Origin of the sequence: Chitinophaga sp. YR627 (assembly GCF_900114995.1) — a bacterium.
Taxonomy (GTDB): Bacteria; Bacteroidota; Bacteroidia; order Chitinophagales; family Chitinophagaceae; genus Chitinophaga.
The window spans coordinates 135,217-155,643 of the sequence record NZ_FOUX01000004.1 but is presented as its reverse complement, the minus strand read 5'-3'; the positions used below and the strand labels follow the sequence as shown (position 1 = coordinate 155,643).

The following is a 20,427-nucleotide window of genomic DNA, read 5'->3' as shown; positions in this document are numbered from 1 at the left end:
AGAAACCGGTGCCGGATAATGATTTTCTCAGGCAATCCCTCCAAAATGGTCTTTCAGTGGTAAAATGTGGAAAAGCGCGTTTTTAGTGGAGAAAAGTGGCAATTCCGGTTGTCGGGTCCTCCGCTTTTACAAAATTTTAACAGCTTCAATTCCTGCCCTACCTTACATTTACATTTAATTCTTAACTTTGCCCTCTTTTATGCGGAAATTAGTTTTATACATTTGTCTCTTTGTAGCGGCCACAGCTGCGGTATCATGTAATACCGAGCTGCGCAGAATTGAAAAAAGTAAGGATTACGAAGCGAAGCTTGCGTACGCCGATAAACTGTATGCGAAGAAAAAATACATGACTGCTCAGACATTGTATGAATCTTTATTCCAGGTATACAAAGGAACTGACAAGTACGAACCGATGTACTATAACTACTGCTACTGTTCTTACAAAATGAAAGATTATGTGCAGGCCGGTTTCTACTTTAAAAATTACCTGGATAACTTCCCAAACAGCCCGCGTGCGACCGAAATGGACTACATGCAGGCTTATTGCTATTACAAACAATCTCCTAAAGTAGCGCTGGATCAGACCAATACCCAGAAGGCGATCGCTGCTATGCAGACCTTTATCAACAACTATCCAACGTCAGATAAAGTGCCTGAGGCGAACCTGGTGATCGAGCTGTCCCGCAGGAAACTGGAGAAGAAAGAATACAACAACGCTGAATTATATTATAACCTGGGCCATTACCAGGCGGCTGCCATCACCTTTAAAAGCCTGATGCGCAACTTCCCGGATTCTGATAAGAGCGATTCTTATAAGTACATGGCTATCAAGGCTTATTATAACTACGCTAAAAACAGCGTATGGGATAAGCAAAAAGAGCGTTATGAGGATGTGCTGAGTGAGTATCTGGACTTTGCTGACCACTACAACACCAGCAAACTGAAAGGAGATGCCGAAAAATATTATACCTTAGCGCAGAGTAATATTAAGACGATCGATAGCTACAACAAGCCCGACCGTAGCAAAAAAGAAGAGAAAAAGGCCAAAAAAGCGGTGAATAAGGCAGAAAAAGATACCCAGACGGGTACTGAATCTAAAAACAATTAATAATCATAATAATTCCCTGGAGAATGAGCAAAATAAAAAGAGGTCTCACCAGCAGCATTAATCCGATGGTTGAAACTAAAAACACCACCGAGATCAAGAGCAAAACTGGCAACCTGTATGAGTCTATTGCAGTTATCGCAAAGCGCGCCAACCAGATCAACATATCTGTGAAGGAAGAACTGCACTCCAAGCTGGAAGAATTTGCCAGCCACACAGATAACCTGGAGGAAGTGCATGAGAACAAAGAGCAGATCGAAATCTCCCGTTTCTATGAAAGAATGGCAAATCCTGCTATTCAGGCAACCATGGAATTCCTGGAAGATAAGATCTACTTCCGCAGAAACGACGACGACTTATATAGCTAATCAGTTTGGCTGAAAAATATCTAACTTCATGGCGGCAGAATACATTTTCTGCCGCTTTTTTTGTTTAATAGCCAATACGGTCATGCTTCAAGGAAAGAAAATATTACTGGGTGTATCCGGCAGTATCGCTGCCTATAAAGCCGCTACCCTCGTACGCCTGCTGGTAAAAGAAGGCGCTGACGTAAAAGTGGTCATGACGCCCTCCGCCTGTGATTTCATTACGCCGCTAACCCTGGCAACGCTCTCCAAACATGAAGTGCCCGTAACGATCAGTGATAACCAGAGCTGGAATAACCACGTGATGCTGGGCCGCTGGGCGGATGTGATGCTGATCGCTCCTGCCTCTGCCAATACACTTTCCAAAATGGCTAACGGCGCCTGTGATAACCTGCTGATGGCGACCTACTTATCTGCAACCTGTCCGGTACTTTTTGCGCCTGCCATGGATGAGGATATGTGGCATCACCCTGCCACCCGCGCGAATATTACCAGACTTCTGTCATACGGTCACCAACAGCTGCCGGTAGAAAAAGGTGAACTGGCCAGTGGACTGTTTGGAGAAGGAAGAATGGCAGAACCGGAGCATATTGTACAATTTCTGCATACGCATTTCAGTAATCAGCCATCGGCTGATATAGCAGCGACTGGTATACAGTCTGCTGATCAACAATCATTTAACGGTACCGAACAGCCGCTGAAAGGAAAAAAAGCGCTGGTAACGGCTGGTCCGACGCAAGAACCGCTGGACCCTGTACGTTATATCAGCAATCATTCCAGTGGTAAAATGGGGATCGCCATTGCTGATACCCTGGCCGCCGCCGGAGCGGAAGTGACCCTGGTACTCGGACCAACGGGGTTGTCTGCCACTCACCCATCGGTTAAAACGATCCGGGTGGTGACGGCGGAAGACATGTTCAAAGGTAGCGAAGCACATTTTTCTCAATCCGACGTCATTGTGATGGCGGCCGCAGTAGCTGACTATCGTCCGAAACATGTGGCTGATATTAAAATGAAAAAAGGAGAGGGGGATGCCCTTACCCTGGAACTGGAGAAGACGAAAGATATTCTGCGTACGCTGGGTGCTACCCGGACGGATCAGCAGGTACTGGTGGGTTTTTCTCTGGAAACCAATAACGAAAAGGAATATGCATTAAAGAAGCTCCGTGAAAAACACCTGGACCTCGTTGTAATGAATTCCCTGAATGATAAAGGCGCCGGCTTTAATCATGATACCAATAAAGTGACCTTGTTCGACAAAAAAGGCGATGCAAGGGAACTACCACTGAAATCCAAACAGGAAGTGGCCCGGGATATTGTAGGTTCAATTGTGGATATCCTGCATACCAATACCGCTCCCCTGATCGTATAAATACATTGCTCTATATAACTCAGAATGATCACAATGGCAACGAACGCTTATTTATGGTGTGCAAAGTATAAATCCCGCTGCTTTGCTCTGCTGATGTCGATGATGGGCATTTTTTTGGGCTTGTCTTCCGTACAGGCGCAGGAGCTGCGTGCAAATGTGACCGTCACTACCGGCGGTAAGGTAAATAACAATACCAGCAGAAAGGTATTTACCACCCTCCAGAATGCGATGAAGGAATTCCTGAACGGCCGCAGATGGTCAGATGAAGGCTTTGCACCTGCGGAGCGTATAGAATGTAATTTCCTGCTGACCATTACTGAAGATGTGGGTAACAATACTTTCCGGGCTAATCTGACTGTACAGTCCACCCGTCCCGTGTATAACGCCGGATACCTGAGCAGTACGCTGAATATGCAGGATGTGAATGTGGCTTTCCGTTATGTAGAGTTCCAGCCGCTGGAGTTCAGTGACAACCGCGTAGTGGGTAATGATCCGCTGGCTTCAAATCTGACAGCGATCCTGGCTTATTATACCTATATCATCCTCGGACTGGACGCTGATTCTTTTGCACCAAGGGGAGGAGACGACTATTTTAAGAAAGCGCTGAATATTGTGAGTAATGCGCCTGATGGCAAGGAGATCTCAGGATGGAAGCCTTTTGAAGGCAACCGTAACCGTTACTGGTTGCAGGACAATCTCCTGAATGTGAAATTCAGCCGTTTCCATGATGTGATGTATCAGTATCACCGTCAGGGAATGGATATGATGTATGAGGATATGAACAAAGGCCGTAACGCGGTGATGAACTGTCTGAATATGTTATATGCCGTATACCAGGATATCCCCAACTCTATGCTGATGGCAGTGTTTTTCAGTGCAAAGGCGGATGAGTTGCAGAAGATCTTTGCGAAAGCGCCTCCACAGGAAAAGAACCGTGCCGCTCAATTGCTGGCACAAATGGACGTAACGAATGCTGCGAAATATCAGCAGATGAAATAGCTTTGCATCCTTGAAGAAGAAAATCTGTATGTATAGAATATTAGTGGTTTGCCTGGTATTGCTGTTGGCAGCATGCGGGGAAGCGGAAAAGACACCGAAGGGCATTCTGTCCAGGGAGGACATGCGTGACATATTACTTGACATGAACATGGCTGATTCTTATGCTGGTCTGGAAGAAGACGGCGTGAGTATCGTTGTGAATGATTCTATCCGTAAGGAACGTCTGAAGGTTTATTACCGTCAGATCCTCGATCTGCATAAAATCACCCCAAAGGAGTTTAACCACAGTTATGCCTATTATGAAGCACACCCTGACAGGTTCAAGGCGATATATGATATGATGTTTGCGGTGATCTCCAAACAGAAAGAAGGGCTTGATACTGATGTGCGCAATAAAGAGTATACGACGAATATCAACTCCCTTTTGCCGGTTAATAATAATACCATAATTTGGAGTGGACAGGACACAGTAATTCCATTTGTTAAGAAAAATAAGAGAAGTATCAGTCCGCAGCCTGTTCAGGTTCCACCAGCCAGCAGGTTATCAGAACCGAAGCCGGTGAAACTGCACCGCTGATCTGCTCTTGATAAACATCACCAAAACATGAATAAAGTTGTAGCTAATGCCGACGAGGCATTGCATGACATCCGCGATGGCGCTACCCTGATGCTGGGCGGATTTGGGTTGTGCGGTATTCCCGAAAACAGCATCGCTGCGCTGGTACGGAAAGGTACGCAGCAATTAACGTGTATTTCCAATAATGCCGGTGTGGATGAATTTGGTCTTGGCCTTTTGCTCAAAACGAGGCAGATCAAAAAGATGTTATCCTCCTATGTAGGTGAAAATGCTGAATTTGAAAGGCAGCTGCTTTCCGGAGAACTGGAAGTAGAACTGATCCCACAGGGTACGCTGGCTACGCGTATTCAGATGGCAGGCATGGGTATTCCTGCATTCTTCACACCCGCTGGTTACGGTACAGAGATCGCTGCCGGAAAAGAGGTACGCGAATTCAACGGTAAACACTATCTCATGGAGCTGGCCCTGCATGCTGATTTTTCTATTGTTAAAGCATGGAAGGGGGATACGATGGGGAATCTGGTATTCCGCAAGACAACGCGCAATTTCAGTACTTCTATGGCCAAAGCAGGCAATATTACTATTGTGGAAGTGGAGCATCTGGTGCAACCCGGGCAACTGGATCCTGACCAGATACATGTACCGGGCATCTATGTGCACCGCATCTTCCAGGGAAGTAATTATGAAAAACGCATTGAGCGGAAGACCGTGAAAATGGGTTAATTCCTTTTGTTTACTGCAACCTCAAACCGGAGAATCAATATGTCTTTAGATAAATACGGCATTGCCAAAAGAATAGCGCAGGAACTGCGCGACGGAATGTATGTCAATCTGGGAATCGGTATTCCTACACTTGTCGCCAACTTTATTCCGGCAGATATATCCATCATGCTGCAATCTGAGAATGGATTGCTGGGGATGGGACCTTATCCGGAAGAACATGATATAGATCCGGACCTGATCAATGCAGGTAAGGAGACAGTCACTGTACTGCCGGGAGGCGTGTTTTTTGACTCTGCGGAGAGTTTTGGGATGATCAGGGCCGGTAAGGTCGACCTGACCGTATTGGGCGCTATGGAGGTATCTGATGCAGGCGATATCGCTAACTGGAAGATACCAGGTAAGATGGTGAAAGGAATGGGTGGTGCGATGGATCTTGTGGCGGCAGCAAAAAATATTATCGTTGCGATGATGCATACGAATCCGAAAGGAGAGAGCAAATTACTACCAACGTGTACGTTACCTCTGACAGGTGTGTCCTGTGTGAAGAAGGTGGTAACGGAGCTGGCTGTACTTGATATTACACCTGCGGGCTTCCGTTTACTGGAGCGTGCACCGGGTGTCAGTGTGGAGGAAATTGTGGCGAAAACGGCGGGAAGACTTGTTGTGGAAGGGGATATACCGGAAATGAAACTGAATTAAGAAATAGAAATTAAGAATTAAGAATTGAATGCAGCGGAGATTGTTGCGGAGGTAATTCTTAATTCTTAATTTTTAATCATGAATTAAATAAACGGTGTTTCCAAATTTTTTAAATCTTCATAAGTATTATCCCTCATATTTGCAATACCCTTAACTTGCTATTGTATAATAAAACTAATTCAGCATCTTTGCTGAGTCAACAATTGTTAGTAACGAGAGCAGCAATTGTTGAGTGTAAAACAGAAACGGCATTCTAACTATTAGCGTAAACAGAGAAAAAAGTTCTTCTGTAATAAACCAAAATGAATAAATCGTACAATGTGCAAGCATTGTTTATCGTCTGTGAACTAGAGAGAATCAAGCAACACTATAATGGAGTTACCACGTATGTACCTAATTTCAAATAGGAAAGAAATTATTGGATAGTTATCAGTTTGAACCGATATATTGAAGAAATATATATGTTCATGTCATGTGACTGTTCGTCGTGTCCTATTTATCCTATACTGTTTATTTTATCAAGTAATACTGTTTAACATGTAGCAGTGCGCATCAGCCTATAGGCTGCACCTGCGTATTCAGGCCCGGTGCGGGAATCGTGTCATCAACAGCTTTATTACGGGGTTATTGTCATAGCAGGCGTTCGTCCGGGCACAGGGCCGGGAAGGACCCCTGTCCTATGTGAAAAAAAGACGGTTATCCGGCTGCCTGCCGGGTAACCGCTACCCATTTTTACCCCATGAAATTTCCGTAACTTAACAGTCCATTTAACGCTAAAGTGTTCGAAGTGCAATCGGGGTTTTTATGTTATAACGGTAAATTTATTGGGGCGTCTGAACCTATATTAACGGCCGACAACCGTTCCTTCCGCTATGGAGATGGTTGTTTTGAAACCATGCGTGTATACCAGGGCCGGGTGCTGTTAGCTGACCTGCACTTCGAAAGGCTGATGGCCAGTATGCACCTGCTACATTTTGATGTTCCCCAGCATTTCACAAAAGCATATTTTATCCGGCTGATCACAGAGCTCTGTGTGCGTAATGGCAATGAGCAGCTGGCCAGGGTACGGCTAACGGTATTCCGTTCGGATGGTGGTTTGTATGATCCGATCAACAACCTGCCTAACTTCATTATACAGAGCTGGGAACTAAACCGGCAGGTACTGGAGTTGAATGCGACAGGACTGGTGCTGGATATCTTTCCGGATGTGAGAAAGTCGAGCGATAAATATTCTTCTATTAAGTCCAATAATTGTCTGCCGTATGTAATGGCTGCTATGTATGCCAAACAACACCGCATTAATGAAGCAGTGTTGCTGAACCCCTGTGGCAGGGTAGCGGATACGACGATTGCGAATCTTTTCATTGTACAGGGACGACAAATTATTACGCCTCCATTATCTGAAGGTGGCGTATGCGGTGTGATGCGCAAACATCTTTTACGTATGGAACTTCCATTTACTGTATCAGAAAATCCCATTACTGTGGCAGATCTGGAGAGTGCGGATGAGATATTTCTTACCAATGCAGTGACAGGTGTCAGATGGGTCAGCTCATTTCATGACAGTAGTTATGGAAATGCTACCGCGGTGATATTACACGAGCTCATACATGAGGGATTGTAAATCCGGGACGATTGCTATCATAAATACAACTTAAGCCTGAAACCGCATGGCAGTGGCACATTTTTAGCGACACTATTTTATAGTTTTCCAATTTATCTTGGTGCCGAGATTGCTTATTAGCTAATTAACGTGAATGCAAAACTAACCACCTTTATGCCTCCAACTGTAAATTTATGCTGGTTGCGCCGTGACCTGCGTTTGCTTGATCATGCAGCATTATACCATGCGTTGAAATCGGGGAATCCTGTAGTACCGGTGTTTGTATTTGACACCAATATTCTGAATGATCTGGATGATAAACACGACAGACGTGTAACATTCATCCACGATGTACTGGAAGATCTGCAGGAAAAACTCAGTAAACTGGGCAGCACGCTGGACGTATTTTATGGTACGCCACAGCAGGCATTTGAACATTATACAAAAGCGTATGATGTTCAGGAAGTGTTTGCCAATATCGATTATGAGCCTTATGCATTGAAGCGCGATAGTGATATCGCGGAAATGCTGAAGGCAAAAAACATCCACTTTCATCTCTACAAAGATCATGTCATTTTTGATCATTCAGAGGTATTGAAAGATAACGGACAACCATACACGGTATTTACGCCTTACAGTAAAAAATGGAAGAGCCTGTTGACTGATTTTTACTTAAAACCTTATCCTGTTGAAAAGTACTTCAGGAATTTTTACAAACAGAAAGCAAAGAAAATACCCAGTCTGCGCGCGCTTGGATTCCAGGCCGGATTCAGGGGTTTTCCTCCTGTGAATGTAAAAGACAGCATCATCAAAAATTACGACAAAACACGTGATATTCCGGGTATAGAAGGTACTTCACACCTGGGGGTACATCTGCGGTTTGGGACTATCAGTATCCGAGACCTGGCAGAGCGTGCAAATACGCTGAATGAAACCTATCTCGGAGAACTGATATGGCGTGATTTCTTTCAGATGATCATCTGGCATTTTCCACATGTAGTGACACAATCTTTCCGTCGTGAATATGATAATATTCAGTGGCGGAATAATGAAAAAGAATTCCAGCGCTGGTGCTACGGAGAAACTGGTTATCCGATCGTGGATGCAGGTATGCGGGAACTGAACACCACTGGTTTTATGCACAATCGCGTGCGTATGATCACGGCCAGTTTTCTGACAAAACATCTGTTGATCGACTGGCGTTGGGGAGAAGCTTATTTCGCGAAGAAACTGCTGGATTATGACCTTGCTGCCAATAATGGTAACTGGCAGTGGGCAGCAGGTTGTGGTTGTGATGCGGCGCCTTATTTCCGAGTGTTCAATCCTACTTTACAAACGCAGCGATTTGATCCTGATTTTGAATACATCAGGAAATGGGTGCCTGAGTTTGAGGAACTGACATATGTGAAACCGATGGTGGTGCATGAGCAGGCGCGAAAGAGAGTATTAGAGGTTTACAAAGCTGCTCTGGCCTCATAAGGTCAACGTAATAAGAAGACCGCCTTTATATACCATTAAGACGCAAAAGAGTCCCATAGATACAATCATCTGTGGGACTCTTTTTATGTAATGAGATTATACTAACGTTTATGCATATACAGACATGAGTCTGTCTACAGCAGCTTTACCTGCTTCACCCAGTCCGAGACTGAAATCATTTACGTAAAGATCGATATGCTGACGCATTACTTTTTCATCCATCTCCTGTGCGTGTTGGGTGACATAGGAAGACAACTGCGGATAGTGCTGGTAAGAGTATTGCAGACTATCATGGATCAGCTGATCTACCTGTTGTCTGATCTCATCAGGTATGTCTTTGCGGATGAAGATACCACCCAGTGGAATCGGACTACCGGTGGTGCTTTCCCAGTATTCACCCAGATCGATGATCTTTACGAGACCTTTATCCTGATAGGTGAATCTGTTTTCGTGAATGATCACACCTGCATCTACCCTGCCATCCAGTACGGCATTTTCGATATCTGAAAACAACAGTACTTCTTTGTTTTTCGCTTCAGGGAATGCGATAGAGAAAAGAAGATTAGCGGTTGTGTTTTCGCCAGGGATAGCGATCTTACAGTTTTTGATCTCTTCCTGCGGAATATCTTTTTTAGCGATCAGTAAGGGACCGCAACCTCTTCCGAGGGCGCTGCCGCTGTTAAGCAGCTCATACTGATCTTTTACTTTCTGATAAACGCCAAAGCTCAGTTTTGTAATGGCTAGTTTACCTTGTATGGCCCATCTGTTCAGTGTTTCAACATCTTCCAGTTGCGTTGTGAACGTTAAGCCTTTTGTGTCAATTTTGTTGTTCACCATCGCATCGAAAATGAAAGTATCATTCGGGCACGGTGAGAATCCCAGTGTTAGTTCCATCGTTCAATATATTTAATCAATGCATCATTTAAAACCTGTATAGCCAATGGTATCTTCCATTTGCTTTTATCTCTTATCTCCACATAATTGGAGATGCTGCGCAACTGGAAGAAAGGTATTTTTTCCAGCAGACAGGCATAGTGAAAAGCGGCGCCTTCCATGCTTTCCACTTCCGGAGCATACTTATCGAGCAGCAGCTGACGCGTGCGTTCGCTACCGCTGACGGTGTTAATGGTAACGCCGGATGCTTTTGGTAATTCGGGAAGGTAAGGAACGCCCTCAAAAGTATTGACCAGCTGACGGTTGGTGAAGGGTACCTGATCCGGCTGCCAGAGCTGTATGTCGAACAGATCTCTATAGGCCTGATCATCCTCTACGCCGAGGTCACCCAGCTGTTCGCGGTCAATGATAACTACTTTTCCCATTTCCCACGAATGATCAAAGCAGCCTGCAATACCTGCCTGTATGACAAGATCGGGTTTGCTGGCCGCTAAATGCCGGCCCAGCTGGTAGGCAGTGTGCATCATACCGATACCGCAAACGAGCGTGCTTATCTGGCAATTCCGGTATTGGCGACCGGCCAGATGATCTATAAGTGGTTGTATTTCAAAGGGAGTGGCAGCAATGACCAAAATTTTCATGCTGCAAAGGTAGGGCTTTTGGTGCAGCGATCGACTATGATCGAATTATCGTAACTTTGCGGAAAATATAGAGTTAATAATGATCTATTTAACGCGTGTGGAGAACTTCAATGCGGCGCATAAGTTATCCAATCCCGCTTGGAGTAAGGAAAAGAACGAGGAGGTGTTTGGCAAATGTGCTAATGAAAACTGGCACGGTCATAATTACGAATTACACGTAACTGTAAAAGGTACACCTGATCCGGAAACCGGATTCGTCTTCAACGCAAAAACGCTGGGAGTTCTTATCAAGGACTTTATTGTGGAGAAAATAGACCACCGCAATCTGAATATGGACGTGGATTTCATGGTGGGTAAATTTACTTCCGCTGAAAATCTGGCGATTGGCATCTGGGACCAGTTAACGCCGCATCTGCCTGAGGGTGTGGAGCTTCACTGTATCAAGTTATATGAGACGCCCCGCATTTACGTGGAATATTTCGGTTCGAAATAAGTTGCAGTAGCAAGTATCCCTTACCTGCACGGGCATTCAGCAATGTTGATTATCAGATTAAGTTAATTATAGAAATGGCTTATAATAAGATTGAAACGTATGATGAAAAGGTAACGAGTGACCTTATTCAACATTACAGGAGCAGCATAGAGTTATTGGGCGAAGACGTAGAGAGAGAAGGTTTGCAGAAGACACCGGAGCGTGTGGCCAAAGCTATGCAGTTTCTTACTGAAGGCTATCAGATGGATGCGAAAGCAATCCTGGAAGGTGCTAAATTTACTGAAGCATATAGCGAAATGGTAATCGTGAAGGATATTGAATTGTATTCTTTATGCGAGCATCATATGCTGCCTTTCTTTGGTAAGGCGCACATTGCATATATACCAAACGGATATATCACCGGTCTGAGTAAACTGGCGCGTGTGGTGGACGTATTTGCCCGCAGATTGCAGGTACAGGAGCGTCTGACGCATCAGATACTGGACGCGATCCAGGAGACATTGCAACCACTGGGTGTAGGTGTCGTGATTGAGGCACAGCATCTTTGTATGATGATGCGCGGTGTGCAGAAACAGAACTCTGTTACCACTACCTCGGCATTCTCCGGTCAGTTTGAAGACGGCAGGACCAGAAACGAGTTTATGCGACTGATCACGAAATAATATTCTTGCTATAATAAAAACGGAAGAGCGCCTGGCAGTAGTCGGGCGCTTTTCTTATTATACAAATATGCTTATTTCAATGCCCTGATCGCTTTCTCGTATACCAGCTGGCAATAGGTACTGTCTTCAATGGCAGCGGGTAATACCAGTGTATAGTTCCAGGTATCATGCAGTATGAGTACGGCCGGATAAGGATCTACGGCCTCCTCTACTTCCTCTTCGGCTTTGTTGACGATCTCCATTTTGTACTCCAGGTTATTGACCCTTCTTGCGATAATACTGAAGCAACCTTCTCCGTGTTCATTGGTGACATAGCCGTGTTGTTCATAATCGTCGTAGGTCTGTCTGTCCTTTGCAAGAAAGTACTCATAGACCTCTTCTTCAATGGCAGCTATTTCTTCGACGATCAGTTGTCTGTCGTTTACTTTCAGATCATCAACAAAAGACGAAAAGAATTCGTCAAATCCTTTGTTTGAAATAATGCTGTAATCATTTCCTGTAATCATGGTCTCAGTCATTTTAATCCTTTTTAAATAGCATTTTTCCTTAAGATGATAGCGAACAGTGCAGGAGTAGGGATGGTGGGGAGTAAGTAGCTGCAATTTACTGAACCGATGTTAATAATAGCTGCTTTTGAGCCTGGAATTTTGATATATCATAAAGAGTATGAATATTTGCAATCCAATGACCAAGATATATGTATAAATAATAATGCATATGGGGTTCAGGTCATTGTAAACCAAATCAGATGAAACACGCTTACGTTTTTCCAGGACAGGGTTCTCAGTTCCCGGGTATGGGCAAGAATCTGTACGATAGCAATCCAAAAGCCAAAGAACTTTTTGAGAAAGCTAATGAGATATTAGGGTTCCGTATATCAGATGTAATGTTTACCGGTACTGAAGAGGACCTGAAACAGACCAAAGTAACACAACCTGCTGTGTTCCTGCACAGTGTGATCGCTTTTCTGTGCGCAGAACCTGCTGCACAGCCAGACATGGTAGCTGGTCATTCCCTGGGTGAATTTTCTGCCCTGGTAGCAAATGGTACACTCACATTTGAAGATGCTTTACGCCTGGTATTTATCCGTGCTACGGCCATGCAGAAGGCCTGCGAACTGCAGCCATCTACTATGGCGGCTGTACTGGCACTGGACGACGCGAAAGTAGAGGAGATCAGTGCTGCGGTGAGCGCAGAAACAGGAGAGGTAGTGGTTGCGGCTAACTACAACTGTCCTGGTCAGCTGGTAATTTCCGGCTCTATCAGGGGTATCGAAGTGGCTTGTGAGAAAATGAAGGCGGCTGGTGCAAAAAGAGCGCTGGTACTGCCGGTAGGTGGTGCATTCCACTCTCCGCTGATGGCGCCTGCAAAAGAGGAGCTGAAAGCGGCTATTGACAAGACAACTTTCAGTCAGCCATCCTGCCCGGTATACCAGAACGTGGTAGCCAGAGCAGTGAATGATCCTGTTGAGATCAAACAGAACCTGATCGATCAGCTGACAGGTGCCGTACGCTGGACACAGTCTGTACAGGCTATGGTAGCTGATGGTGCAACAACATTTACAGAAGTTGGTCCGGGTAAGGTATTACAGGGTCTGGTGGTGAAAATCCAGAAGGATGCTGTAGTGAACGGAATCAATTAGAATAAATTAGGATTAACAATTAAGAATTAAGAATTGCAATGCAGCGAAGATGGGCGCGGAGATAATTCTTAATTTTTAATTGTTAATTTTTTTAAAAGTCTATGCTGGCATTCCACCACTCAGGATCGAATGACGCATTCAATTTCTTATAAAACCTGATAGCCGGCTCATTCCATTCCAGTACCTGCCAGTTGATGCCGTTGAACTTCTTCTCTCTTACCTCTTCAAATAGTCTTTCAAACAGCAGATGGCCAATACGTTTTCCACGGAAGCTTTCGGTCACCACCAGATCTTCCAGGTATAAACGGCAACCTTTCCAGGTAGAGTAGCGAACGTAATAGAGGGCAAATCCGACGATGGTTTCCTGGTCATTGTCTGTATGAACAGCGGCAAAGGCTTTCCATACCGGATTTTCGCCAAAACCAGCAGCTTCGAATTCTTCAAATGTTACGGTAACGGCTTCAGGTGCTTTTTCGTAAACTGCGAGCTCCTGTATGAGCTCCATGATCCGCGGACAATCTTCTTTTCGTACGTCCCTGATAGTAATTTTTTCCATGATCCTTCAGGATTATTTGACTGCAACTGGTGGCAGGTGCAATATTTTTGGTATTTTGGTGAAGATAGTAAACTAAAATTATATCCATGAAGGATATCCTGCTCAGCTATGCAGCTTATAACCTTTGGGCTAACAATAAGATAGCGGATGTATTAAAAAAGCTACCGGATACACAGCTGGACCAGGAAACAGGCAGCAGCTTCGGGACCTTACGTAAAACAGTGTACCATATGTGGGATGTGGAGAGCTTGTGGTACCAGCGTTTACACCTGGTAGAGCAGGCGGTTAAACCCTCGCCCGCATTTGAAGGCTCCTTTACAGATGCCTGTGCCCGCTGGCAGGAACAGTCGGTGAAGCTCACAGACTGGGTCCGGGCGGTACAGCCCGTCAGGCTGCAACATGTGGTGGCTTATTACGATACCCGGAAACAATATTGTAAATCAACCGTTATAGAAATACTGATGCAGGTGTTCAATCATGCCACGTATCATCGCGGCCAGCTTGTAACCCTGTTGCGGCAGGCCGGTATTAATAAAATTCCCGTTACTGATTACAGCGAGTTTACGAGAGGCAGAAAATAGGCCTCCGGACTGCTGGTCAGCACAAAGGCAGACAATAATATTTTCAATGAACGCTCAATCATTTTACGCGAATGTACCTCGGCATCTGGTAGCAGTAGACTGTATTATTTTTGGATTCCAAAACAGCAAACTTAAGCTGCTGATCATGCAGCGAAAAGTAGACCCCATGCAAGGTGAATGGTCGCTGATGGGTGGTTTCCTCCAGAATGATGAAAGCGTGGATGAAGCTGCGGGAAGGGTGTTGAAACAAACAACAGGTCTCGAAAATATCTACATGGACCAATTGTCCTGTTACGGCGACTTGACCCGTGACAGTGGCGCAAGGGTGATTTCCATGGCTTACTATGCCCTCATCCGCATCAGTGAACATGAGCAGAATCCTACCCAGCATTTCAGTGCGCATTGGCTGGAATTGCACCAGATACCGGACCTTATATTCGATCACCGGCAGATGATTGCGGATGCACTGAAGAAACTCAGGGATAACGCACATTTCCATCCTATCGGATTTGAACTGCTACCAGAGAAATTTACCCTCTCTCAGCTGCGTAGCCTGTATGAGGAAATCTATCAGAAAGAACTGGATAAAAGGAACTTTCGCAAGAAGATCCTCTCTATGAACGTGCTGGAAAAGCTGGAAGAAAAAGATAAAACAACCTCAAAAAAAGGTGCGCATCTATACCGTTTTGACAAAGAGAAATATGAAGAATTAAAGCAGAGAGGATTAGTCTTTGAGATATAACAGTATCTTGTAACAGCAAAAGCGAAGGCACGAAAAAACCAGGACAGCGCTTCCCAAACCTGCCAGACGATGCGAAGGTCATATCGGCGGTAAGTTGGGGCAGTTGCTGGCAGCGACGATTACTGAAAAAGGTTGGATCGCAAAGAATGGCCCTGATGACAAAAAATATTATATCACAACAACTGGTGAACAGGAATTGTCCCGTATGGGTAAGGGTCTTCCGAAGATCAGCCCTGCGCACCGTTGACTAGCGGCTATCGGGAGATAGCGTATCACATCTTATTGTACATCTCTTATAAGCAGCATATATTAATTGGTCTCATGATCGCCCTCGCCGGCTGTTTTATCCGGCAGGAAAAAGCTTTCGCACAGATCAGCGTCATCCGTCAGCTGGAAGGCGCTACTATCACCACTACGGACAGCGCCCGCTATGTCGATCTCATGAATCAGCTGGCCGGACAATACCAGCATCGCCAGCTGGATACCTGTTTCTTTTACCTCTGCCGTGCCAGAGAGGTTGCTCAGCGACAAGGATATAAAAGGGGAGAGGCGGCCGCCTACCGCGGACTGGGGAGCTATTACGCTTACAGGGACAATAGTTATCTGTCCTTTCGTTTTTACATTGACGCCCTGAACCTCTATAAAGAGCTTGGCGATAGCGCCGGGATCTGTCAGACCAGCATGCACCTTGGCGTATATTATCAGTACGAGAAGCAGTACCAGGAAGCTGCCAGTTATATGAAACGGGCTATGGGTATGAGCGACCGCATGAAAAATGATACCATCCTCCGCATGCTGCTGGCCAACTATTACTTCATTTATGTCAGTGATCTGCGCGCAAACCGTAGCAGTGATTTCATTGATAAAAAACGGGCTTATCAGGCACTGGCTACTGCCCGCCGCCTGGCTACCAAAGCCGAAGATGAGCGCCTGCTCATTTATACCGGTATGCTACAGGCGCAGGAACTGATATACGCCAAAATGGATATCACGGAAGGACTCGCCAGACTGACATCTCTGACCGATGAGGCAGAAAAAAAGGGGTATATCTATCATGCGATGTATGGTTACTCTCACCTGGCTTCCTATAAGGCCCGTAACAAACTGGCCGATTCTATATCAGCACAGCGGGATATGGCCCGGTTGGCCACGATCGGTGGTTTCCGGGAACTGGCGTTGCCGGTGGTCGCCAAGCTATATACCTGGTACGATGCCCGTCATGATGAGGATTCTGCCCAGCTGTACGCGAATATGATGCTGGAAATTGTGGAGAAGGATGAGCAGAGTAAAACGCAGGGCGAGCTGGATTATATCGATTATTACATGCAGGAGAAGAAGCTACGGGCCTTACAGCTGCAACATGACTATCAGCAGCAGATACTTGATAAGAAGGCGATGGAAAGCCGGAACCGTTATGCAATCATCATCTTCCTGACAGTATTGCTGGTACTGATCATCCTGTTACTCGCAGATATTAACCGCTCTCACCGGCGCTCGCGTCAGAATGCCGCCAGACTGGGAGAGAAGAACAGGGAGATCAGCGAGAAGAATGCGCTTTTGCAAACACAGGATGATTTTAAGAATAAACTGATCTCACTGATCGCACATGATTTCCGGGTACCCCTGAATCATATCATCGATATTACCAATCTGCTGAAAGATCATTCGCTTTCTTTTGAAGAAGCGATGGCCCTGTTCAGAAGACTGGAAACCAAGTCAGCACATACTTTACATATATTCGATAGCATCCTGCGCTGGATCAGGTCACAACTGAGTGGGTTTGTGTATACACCTGCTGTTTGTCGGCCGGCGGAGATGATCTATGAAGCACTGGAAATTCTGAAAGACAACTGTATTGAGAAACGACTACAGGTAACAGTCGATATCGCTGCGGAATTAGCTTTACTGGCGGACCGGGAAATGTTGCAGTTCGTACATCGTAATCTGTTACATAATGCGATCAAGTTCAGCCCTGCGGGGAGTGAATTAACGATCACGTCTTCCGTTACGGGCGAGTATGTTACTATCGCTGTGGTGGATGAAGGAAGAGGAGTTGATCCGGAGATGCTGCCGCATTTATTTGAATACCGTAACCGTGAGAAAGGTAGCGGGAAATCCAAGGGAGGAGCCGGTCTGGCGCTGATTATCTGTAAAGACTTTATGGATAAAATGGGCGGTGTTATAAGAGGAATGAACAACACAGGGAAAGGTAGTACGTTCAGTTATACTTTACCCCTGGCAAAAGACAGCAATAGCATACGAGTTTGAGAAAAGTCTTTTTACATATCATTTTCCTGCTGTTTGCCGGTCTGCTGACCAGCGGGCGGCTGACTGCACAGGATAAAGTGATCCGTCAGCTGAGGAATAGTCTGCTGCAACAGACTGACAGCATTGCCTATACGGATGTGCTGAACCAGCTGGGCATGCAGTATCACCTGAGCAATATCGATAGTTGTTTCTGGTATGCTGTAAAGGCGAGGGGTATTGCCACCCGGCACAATGATACCCGCGGACTGGCAGGCGCACTGAACAACCTCAGTATTTTCTATGCCCTGAAAGACAACCAGAAACAGGCGATCGAATATGGGTTTAAAGCCCTGTTACTGTACCGCGAACTGGAAGATCAGCAGAATATCTGTCAGATGCTGATGAACCTGAGTGTTTATCATTTCTTTGAAGGCATGAAGCCAGAATCGGATCAGTATCTGTATCAGGCGATGAACCTGGGAAAGACGCTGGCACGGGATTCTATCTACAGTCTGGTATTGATCAATTATGCCAGCCGTTTTCAGGATGACAGTACTCACCGGGATTCCGTGAAATGGGCAGTGGAAAAGTCAAAGGAGATTATCCGGAAATATCCGGGTAGCAGGGATATTTACTACATACAGGCTTTTGAGGCTGATGAATGGATGAAGGAAGGAGAAGGTGCGAAGGCTGTTCAGCGCATTAATGAGCTAACAGAAAAAGCGCTGAAAGATGGACTGATCCTGGTCGCCATAGACCTGTTGGACCATATTGACGTCTACCGCCAGCACGGCTATCCTGCTGATGCGGTGCCGGAGAAAGAGCGGGCCTTTGCTATTGGTATTCAGGCGGGCTATCTGAATATGATGCTGCCAACGGTGATTGGTCTGTACCGGCATTATGCGCAGGGTAATAACGAAGCCAAGAAGGCATATTATGGCAAAGCATTGCTGGAGATCGTCCGGCAGCGCTTACGGTTGAGATCCAGCAATCACATGAACTACCTGGATTATTTCCTGAAAGAACAGGAGCTGAATGAATGGCAGCTAAGTAACAGGGTGCAGGAGCAAAGAATTGCCCGTACTGTTATGAAGCGGAAGAGCCGTCAGCAGCTGATCGGGTTCCTGGCAGGTTTCCTGTTGCTGATGGCGGGATTTACACTGGCACGTTACCGGTCCTATAAGAACCTGCGCAGGCAGGAGCAGTTGCTGCGTGAGATGAATGATGCGATCTCGGAAAAGAACCAGCAGCTGAGTGTGCATGATGATTTTAAGAATAAGCTGATCGCGATACTGGCGAGGGACTTCCGGGAACCGCTGAATGATATTATCCGGGTATCGGCCCTGTTCCGGAACAAAGATATGGAGCAGGTGCAGATGCAGCAGATCATTGATGAAGCGGTGATATCGTCCAGGAAAACGCTGGTGATCTTTGATAATATCCTGCGCTGGATCAGATCGCAATTGTCTGGATTTGTGTATAGTCCGGCGCCCTGCGATCTTAGTCTGCTGTTTGAACAGGCATTACACCATACTGACCATCCGCAGGTTTCGCTGCATATTACAAAAGGACTTTGCCTGGCAGGCGATCAGGAGATGCTGTTGTTCATCAACCGTAGTCTGTTGCATTGTGCAGCAAAGCTTTCCGGTGGAAAAGGAACGGTAGTAGTGAATGCGGTGGAGGAGGAGCTGGTAAAGGTCAGCATTACATTCGAAGTAAATGACCTTACCCCGGCGATGGCGGCACATCTGTTTGAATACAGGAGAGGAGATGACCTGTCGGTAACGCTGGTGATCTGTAAGGATTTTATGGATAAGATGGGTGGGCAGATCAGTGCGGAAGTGGTGGATAAACGGATGGTAGTGAGTTATGGGCTGCCAAGATTCAATTAGGAATTAAAAATTAAGAATTGGAATTGCGGCGGAGATAAATAAGTGAAGAAGTGGGTATATCTGTAAAAGAATAAAAGGACAGGCATTTCTGTAGCAGAAGCACCTGTCCTTCATAATTTTTGATATTTAATGCTTAATTACTTAGGATCGTAAGCCCATTTCAGATAGCTCGCTCCCCAGGTAAATCCACCGCCAAATGCAGCCAGTACCAGGTTATCGCCTTTCTTCAGTTGCTTTTCGTAATCCCAGAGGCAAAGCGGTAATGTACCAGCGGTGGTGTTACCATAGCGCTGGATGTTCATCATCACTTTTTCTTCCGGCAGGCCCATACGTTGTGCTGTAGCATCGATGATACGTTTGTTAGCCTGGTGAGGTACCAGCCATGCGATATCATTTGCAGTCAGGTTGTTGCGCTCCATGATGCCGGCAGCAGCTTCAGCCATGTTAGCAACAGCATATTTGAACACCATTTTACCTTCCTGGTATACGTAGTGTTCTCTGTTGGTAACGCTTTCGATGCTTGCTGGCTGTGCAGAACCACCTGCTTTCATATGCAGGTATTCACGACCATGACCATCGCTTTTCAGGATACTGTCTACTACACCCAGACCTTCATAGTTTGGTTCGAGCAGCACACCTGCGCCTCCATCACCGAAGATGATGCAGGTGGTACGATCTGTATAATCAATAATAGAGCTCATTTTGTCGGCGCCGATCACCATTACTTTCTTGTAGCGGCCGCTTTCGATGAAGCGGGCACCTGTATCAAGGGCATAAAGGAAACCGGAACAGGCTGCACTGATGTCAAAACCGAATGCATTTTTTGCACCTATTTTATCAGTTACAATATTGGCAGTGGCGGGAAACACCATATCCGGCGTAACGGTGGCCACGATCAGCAGGTCAATTTCTTCCGGGCTGATCCCTCTTTTACGGCATATTTCCTGCGCTACCGGTACACATAACTCAGAGGTCCCCTTACGTTCTCCCTTCAGAATTCTTCTTTCAGTGATCCCGGTACGGGTGATGATCCATTCGTCTGTTGTATCTACCAGTTTCTCTAATTCTTTATTAGTGAGCACGTAGTCAGGTACATAACCACCTACCGCTGTAATAGCGGCCGTTATTTTGTTCATATTAGTAAAATAGATGTTT

21 protein-coding genes are annotated in these 20,427 nt (G+C 45.7%); 16 read left to right on the top strand and 5 right to left on the bottom strand.

What is annotated here, in order from left to right; genetic code table 11:
• Positions 1 to 199 precede the first annotated feature (199 nt).
• The 9 genes from BMZ72_RS21200 (at position 200) to BMZ72_RS21160 (ending at position 8,922) form a co-directional block, all read left to right on the top strand.
• The gene (locus BMZ72_RS21200) at positions 200 to 1,108 is read left to right on the top strand and encodes an outer membrane protein assembly factor BamD (RefSeq protein WP_089811723.1); all 909 of its coding nucleotides are present in this window, start codon (positions 200 to 202) and stop codon (positions 1,106 to 1,108) included.
• Between the two features lie 23 nt (positions 1,109 to 1,131).
• A complete protein-coding gene (locus BMZ72_RS21195) occupies positions 1,132 to 1,473 on the top strand; it encodes a DNA-directed RNA polymerase subunit omega (protein WP_012794531.1) in 342 nt (113 codons plus the stop codon).
• 82 nt (positions 1,474 to 1,555) lie between these two features.
• Complete coding sequence (coaBC, locus tag BMZ72_RS21190) at positions 1,556 to 2,842, top strand: bifunctional phosphopantothenoylcysteine decarboxylase/phosphopantothenate--cysteine ligase CoaBC (protein WP_089811722.1); 1,287 nt, start codon at positions 1,556 to 1,558, stop codon at positions 2,840 to 2,842.
• A gap of 33 nt (positions 2,843 to 2,875) precedes the next feature.
• Complete coding sequence (locus tag BMZ72_RS21185) at positions 2,876 to 3,841, top strand: type IX secretion system protein PorD (protein WP_255373257.1); 966 nt, start codon at positions 2,876 to 2,878, stop codon at positions 3,839 to 3,841.
• Positions 3,842 to 3,869: 28 nt separating this feature from the next.
• Positions 3,870 to 4,418, top strand: a complete 549-nt coding sequence (locus tag BMZ72_RS21180; protein ID WP_089811720.1) for a DUF4296 domain-containing protein — start codon at positions 3,870 to 3,872, stop codon at positions 4,416 to 4,418.
• A gap of 27 nt (positions 4,419 to 4,445) precedes the next feature.
• Positions 4,446 to 5,141, top strand: coding sequence for a CoA transferase subunit A (locus BMZ72_RS21175; protein ID WP_089811719.1), 696 nt, complete (start codon positions 4,446 to 4,448; stop codon positions 5,139 to 5,141).
• A 39-nt stretch (positions 5,142 to 5,180) separates the two neighbouring features.
• Positions 5,181 to 5,840 carry a 3-oxoacid CoA-transferase subunit B gene (locus BMZ72_RS21170; RefSeq protein WP_089811718.1) on the top strand — a complete coding sequence of 220 codons (660 nt, stop codon included), beginning with the start codon at positions 5,181 to 5,183 and terminating at the stop codon, positions 5,838 to 5,840.
• Positions 5,841 to 6,627: 787 nt separating this feature from the next.
• On the top strand, positions 6,628 to 7,464 hold the full coding sequence (locus tag BMZ72_RS21165) for an aminotransferase class IV (protein WP_143087739.1): 837 nt from the start codon (positions 6,628 to 6,630) through the stop codon (positions 7,462 to 7,464).
• A gap of 153 nt (positions 7,465 to 7,617) precedes the next feature.
• A complete protein-coding gene (locus BMZ72_RS21160) occupies positions 7,618 to 8,922 on the top strand; it encodes a cryptochrome/photolyase family protein (protein WP_089811716.1) in 1,305 nt (434 codons plus the stop codon).
• Positions 8,923 to 9,030: 108 nt separating this feature from the next.
• Here the strand turns inward: BMZ72_RS21160 and BMZ72_RS21155 are convergent, their stop codons facing one another.
• Together BMZ72_RS21155 and mqnB are read right to left on the bottom strand one after the other, a co-directional pair.
• Positions 9,031 to 9,816: a 1,4-dihydroxy-6-naphthoate synthase gene (locus BMZ72_RS21155; RefSeq protein ID WP_089811715.1), complete on the bottom strand. Its 786-nt coding sequence runs from the start codon at positions 9,814 to 9,816 to the stop codon at positions 9,031 to 9,033.
• Positions 9,807 to 10,457, bottom strand: a complete 651-nt coding sequence (gene mqnB / locus BMZ72_RS21150) for a futalosine hydrolase (RefSeq protein WP_089811714.1) — start codon at positions 10,455 to 10,457, stop codon at positions 9,807 to 9,809. The genes BMZ72_RS21155 and mqnB overlap by 10 nt, the downstream gene beginning before the upstream one ends.
• 79 nt (positions 10,458 to 10,536) lie before the next feature.
• Between mqnB and BMZ72_RS21145 the strand changes: the two genes are divergently transcribed.
• Together BMZ72_RS21145 and folE are read left to right on the top strand one after the other, a co-directional pair.
• Positions 10,537 to 10,950, top strand: a complete 414-nt coding sequence (locus BMZ72_RS21145) for a 6-pyruvoyl trahydropterin synthase family protein (protein ID WP_089811713.1) — start codon at positions 10,537 to 10,539, stop codon at positions 10,948 to 10,950.
• 74 nt (positions 10,951 to 11,024) lie between these two features.
• Positions 11,025 to 11,612, top strand: a complete 588-nt coding sequence (gene folE / locus BMZ72_RS21140; RefSeq protein ID WP_089811712.1) for a GTP cyclohydrolase I FolE — start codon at positions 11,025 to 11,027, stop codon at positions 11,610 to 11,612.
• A gap of 71 nt (positions 11,613 to 11,683) precedes the next feature.
• On the opposite strand, the gene BMZ72_RS21135 is transcribed toward folE, so the two are convergent.
• Positions 11,684 to 12,130 (bottom strand): hypothetical protein, encoded by a 447-nt coding sequence (locus tag BMZ72_RS21135; RefSeq protein WP_089811711.1) that lies wholly within the window; start codon positions 12,128 to 12,130, stop codon positions 11,684 to 11,686.
• A 230-nt stretch (positions 12,131 to 12,360) separates the two neighbouring features.
• On the opposite strand from BMZ72_RS21135, the gene fabD reads away from it, so the two are divergent.
• Entirely contained in the window at positions 12,361 to 13,254 is an 894-nt protein-coding gene (gene fabD, locus BMZ72_RS21130) for an ACP S-malonyltransferase (RefSeq protein ID WP_089811710.1), read from the top strand.
• A gap of 91 nt (positions 13,255 to 13,345) precedes the next feature.
• On the opposite strand, the gene BMZ72_RS21125 is transcribed toward fabD, so the two are convergent.
• Positions 13,346 to 13,810, bottom strand: a complete 465-nt coding sequence (locus BMZ72_RS21125; protein ID WP_089811709.1) for a GNAT family N-acetyltransferase — start codon at positions 13,808 to 13,810, stop codon at positions 13,346 to 13,348.
• Between the two features lie 86 nt (positions 13,811 to 13,896).
• Here BMZ72_RS21125 and BMZ72_RS21120 point away from each other — a divergent pair, with 86 nt between their 5' ends.
• The 4 genes from BMZ72_RS21120 to BMZ72_RS21105 all read left to right on the top strand — a co-directional run bounded on the left by BMZ72_RS21120 (position 13,897) and on the right by BMZ72_RS21105 (position 19,272).
• Positions 13,897 to 14,391, top strand: a complete 495-nt coding sequence (locus BMZ72_RS21120; protein WP_089811708.1) for a DinB family protein — start codon at positions 13,897 to 13,899, stop codon at positions 14,389 to 14,391.
• Between the two features lie 46 nt (positions 14,392 to 14,437).
• Positions 14,438 to 15,133, top strand: coding sequence for an NUDIX hydrolase (locus BMZ72_RS21115; protein WP_089811707.1), 696 nt, complete (start codon positions 14,438 to 14,440; stop codon positions 15,131 to 15,133).
• 321 nt (positions 15,134 to 15,454) lie between these two features.
• The gene (locus tag BMZ72_RS21110; RefSeq protein ID WP_089811706.1) at positions 15,455 to 17,401 is read left to right on the top strand and encodes an ATP-binding protein; all 1,947 of its coding nucleotides are present in this window, start codon (positions 15,455 to 15,457) and stop codon (positions 17,399 to 17,401) included.
• On the top strand, positions 17,398 to 19,272 hold the full coding sequence (locus BMZ72_RS21105) for a sensor histidine kinase (protein ID WP_089811705.1): 1,875 nt from the start codon (positions 17,398 to 17,400) through the stop codon (positions 19,270 to 19,272). Before BMZ72_RS21110 ends, BMZ72_RS21105 begins: the two co-directional genes overlap by 4 nt.
• A 137-nt stretch (positions 19,273 to 19,409) precedes the next feature.
• Here BMZ72_RS21105 and BMZ72_RS21100 read toward each other — a convergent pair whose 3' ends face one another.
• The gene (locus tag BMZ72_RS21100) at positions 19,410 to 20,408 is read right to left on the bottom strand and encodes a beta-ketoacyl-ACP synthase III (RefSeq protein ID WP_089811704.1); all 999 of its coding nucleotides are present in this window, start codon (positions 20,406 to 20,408) and stop codon (positions 19,410 to 19,412) included.
• Positions 20,409 to 20,427 lie beyond the last annotated feature (19 nt).

Coding starts and splice junctions, on each gene's coding strand:
- mqnB (WP_089811714.1), bottom strand. CDS start 10,457: ATGAAAATTTTGGTCATTGCTGCCACTCCCTTTGAAATACAACCACTT.
- BMZ72_RS21110 (WP_089811706.1), top strand. CDS start 15,455: ATGATCGCCCTCGCCGGCTGTTTTATCCGGCAGGAAAAAGCTTTCGCA.
- BMZ72_RS21195 (WP_012794531.1), top strand. CDS start 1,132: ATGAGCAAAATAAAAAGAGGTCTCACCAGCAGCATTAATCCGATGGTT.
- BMZ72_RS21135 (WP_089811711.1), bottom strand. CDS start 12,130: ATGACTGAGACCATGATTACAGGAAATGATTACAGCATTATTTCAAAC.
- BMZ72_RS21145 (WP_089811713.1), top strand. CDS start 10,537: ATGATCTATTTAACGCGTGTGGAGAACTTCAATGCGGCGCATAAGTTA.
- BMZ72_RS21115 (WP_089811707.1), top strand. CDS start 14,438: ATGAACGCTCAATCATTTTACGCGAATGTACCTCGGCATCTGGTAGCA.
- folE (WP_089811712.1), top strand. CDS start 11,025: ATGGCTTATAATAAGATTGAAACGTATGATGAAAAGGTAACGAGTGAC.
- BMZ72_RS21180 (WP_089811720.1), top strand. CDS start 3,870: ATGTATAGAATATTAGTGGTTTGCCTGGTATTGCTGTTGGCAGCATGC.
- coaBC (WP_089811722.1), top strand. CDS start 1,556: ATGCTTCAAGGAAAGAAAATATTACTGGGTGTATCCGGCAGTATCGCT.
- BMZ72_RS21125 (WP_089811709.1), bottom strand. CDS start 13,810: ATGGAAAAAATTACTATCAGGGACGTACGAAAAGAAGATTGTCCGCGG.
- BMZ72_RS21100 (WP_089811704.1), bottom strand. CDS start 20,408: ATGAACAAAATAACGGCCGCTATTACAGCGGTAGGTGGTTATGTACCT.
- BMZ72_RS21200 (WP_089811723.1), top strand. CDS start 200: ATGCGGAAATTAGTTTTATACATTTGTCTCTTTGTAGCGGCCACAGCT.
- BMZ72_RS21175 (WP_089811719.1), top strand. CDS start 4,446: ATGAATAAAGTTGTAGCTAATGCCGACGAGGCATTGCATGACATCCGC.
- fabD (WP_089811710.1), top strand. CDS start 12,361: ATGAAACACGCTTACGTTTTTCCAGGACAGGGTTCTCAGTTCCCGGGT.
- BMZ72_RS21120 (WP_089811708.1), top strand. CDS start 13,897: ATGAAGGATATCCTGCTCAGCTATGCAGCTTATAACCTTTGGGCTAAC.
- BMZ72_RS21160 (WP_089811716.1), top strand. CDS start 7,618: ATGCCTCCAACTGTAAATTTATGCTGGTTGCGCCGTGACCTGCGTTTG.
- BMZ72_RS21155 (WP_089811715.1), bottom strand. CDS start 9,816: ATGGAACTAACACTGGGATTCTCACCGTGCCCGAATGATACTTTCATT.
- BMZ72_RS21185 (WP_255373257.1), top strand. CDS start 2,876: ATGGCAACGAACGCTTATTTATGGTGTGCAAAGTATAAATCCCGCTGC.
- BMZ72_RS21170 (WP_089811718.1), top strand. CDS start 5,181: ATGTCTTTAGATAAATACGGCATTGCCAAAAGAATAGCGCAGGAACTG.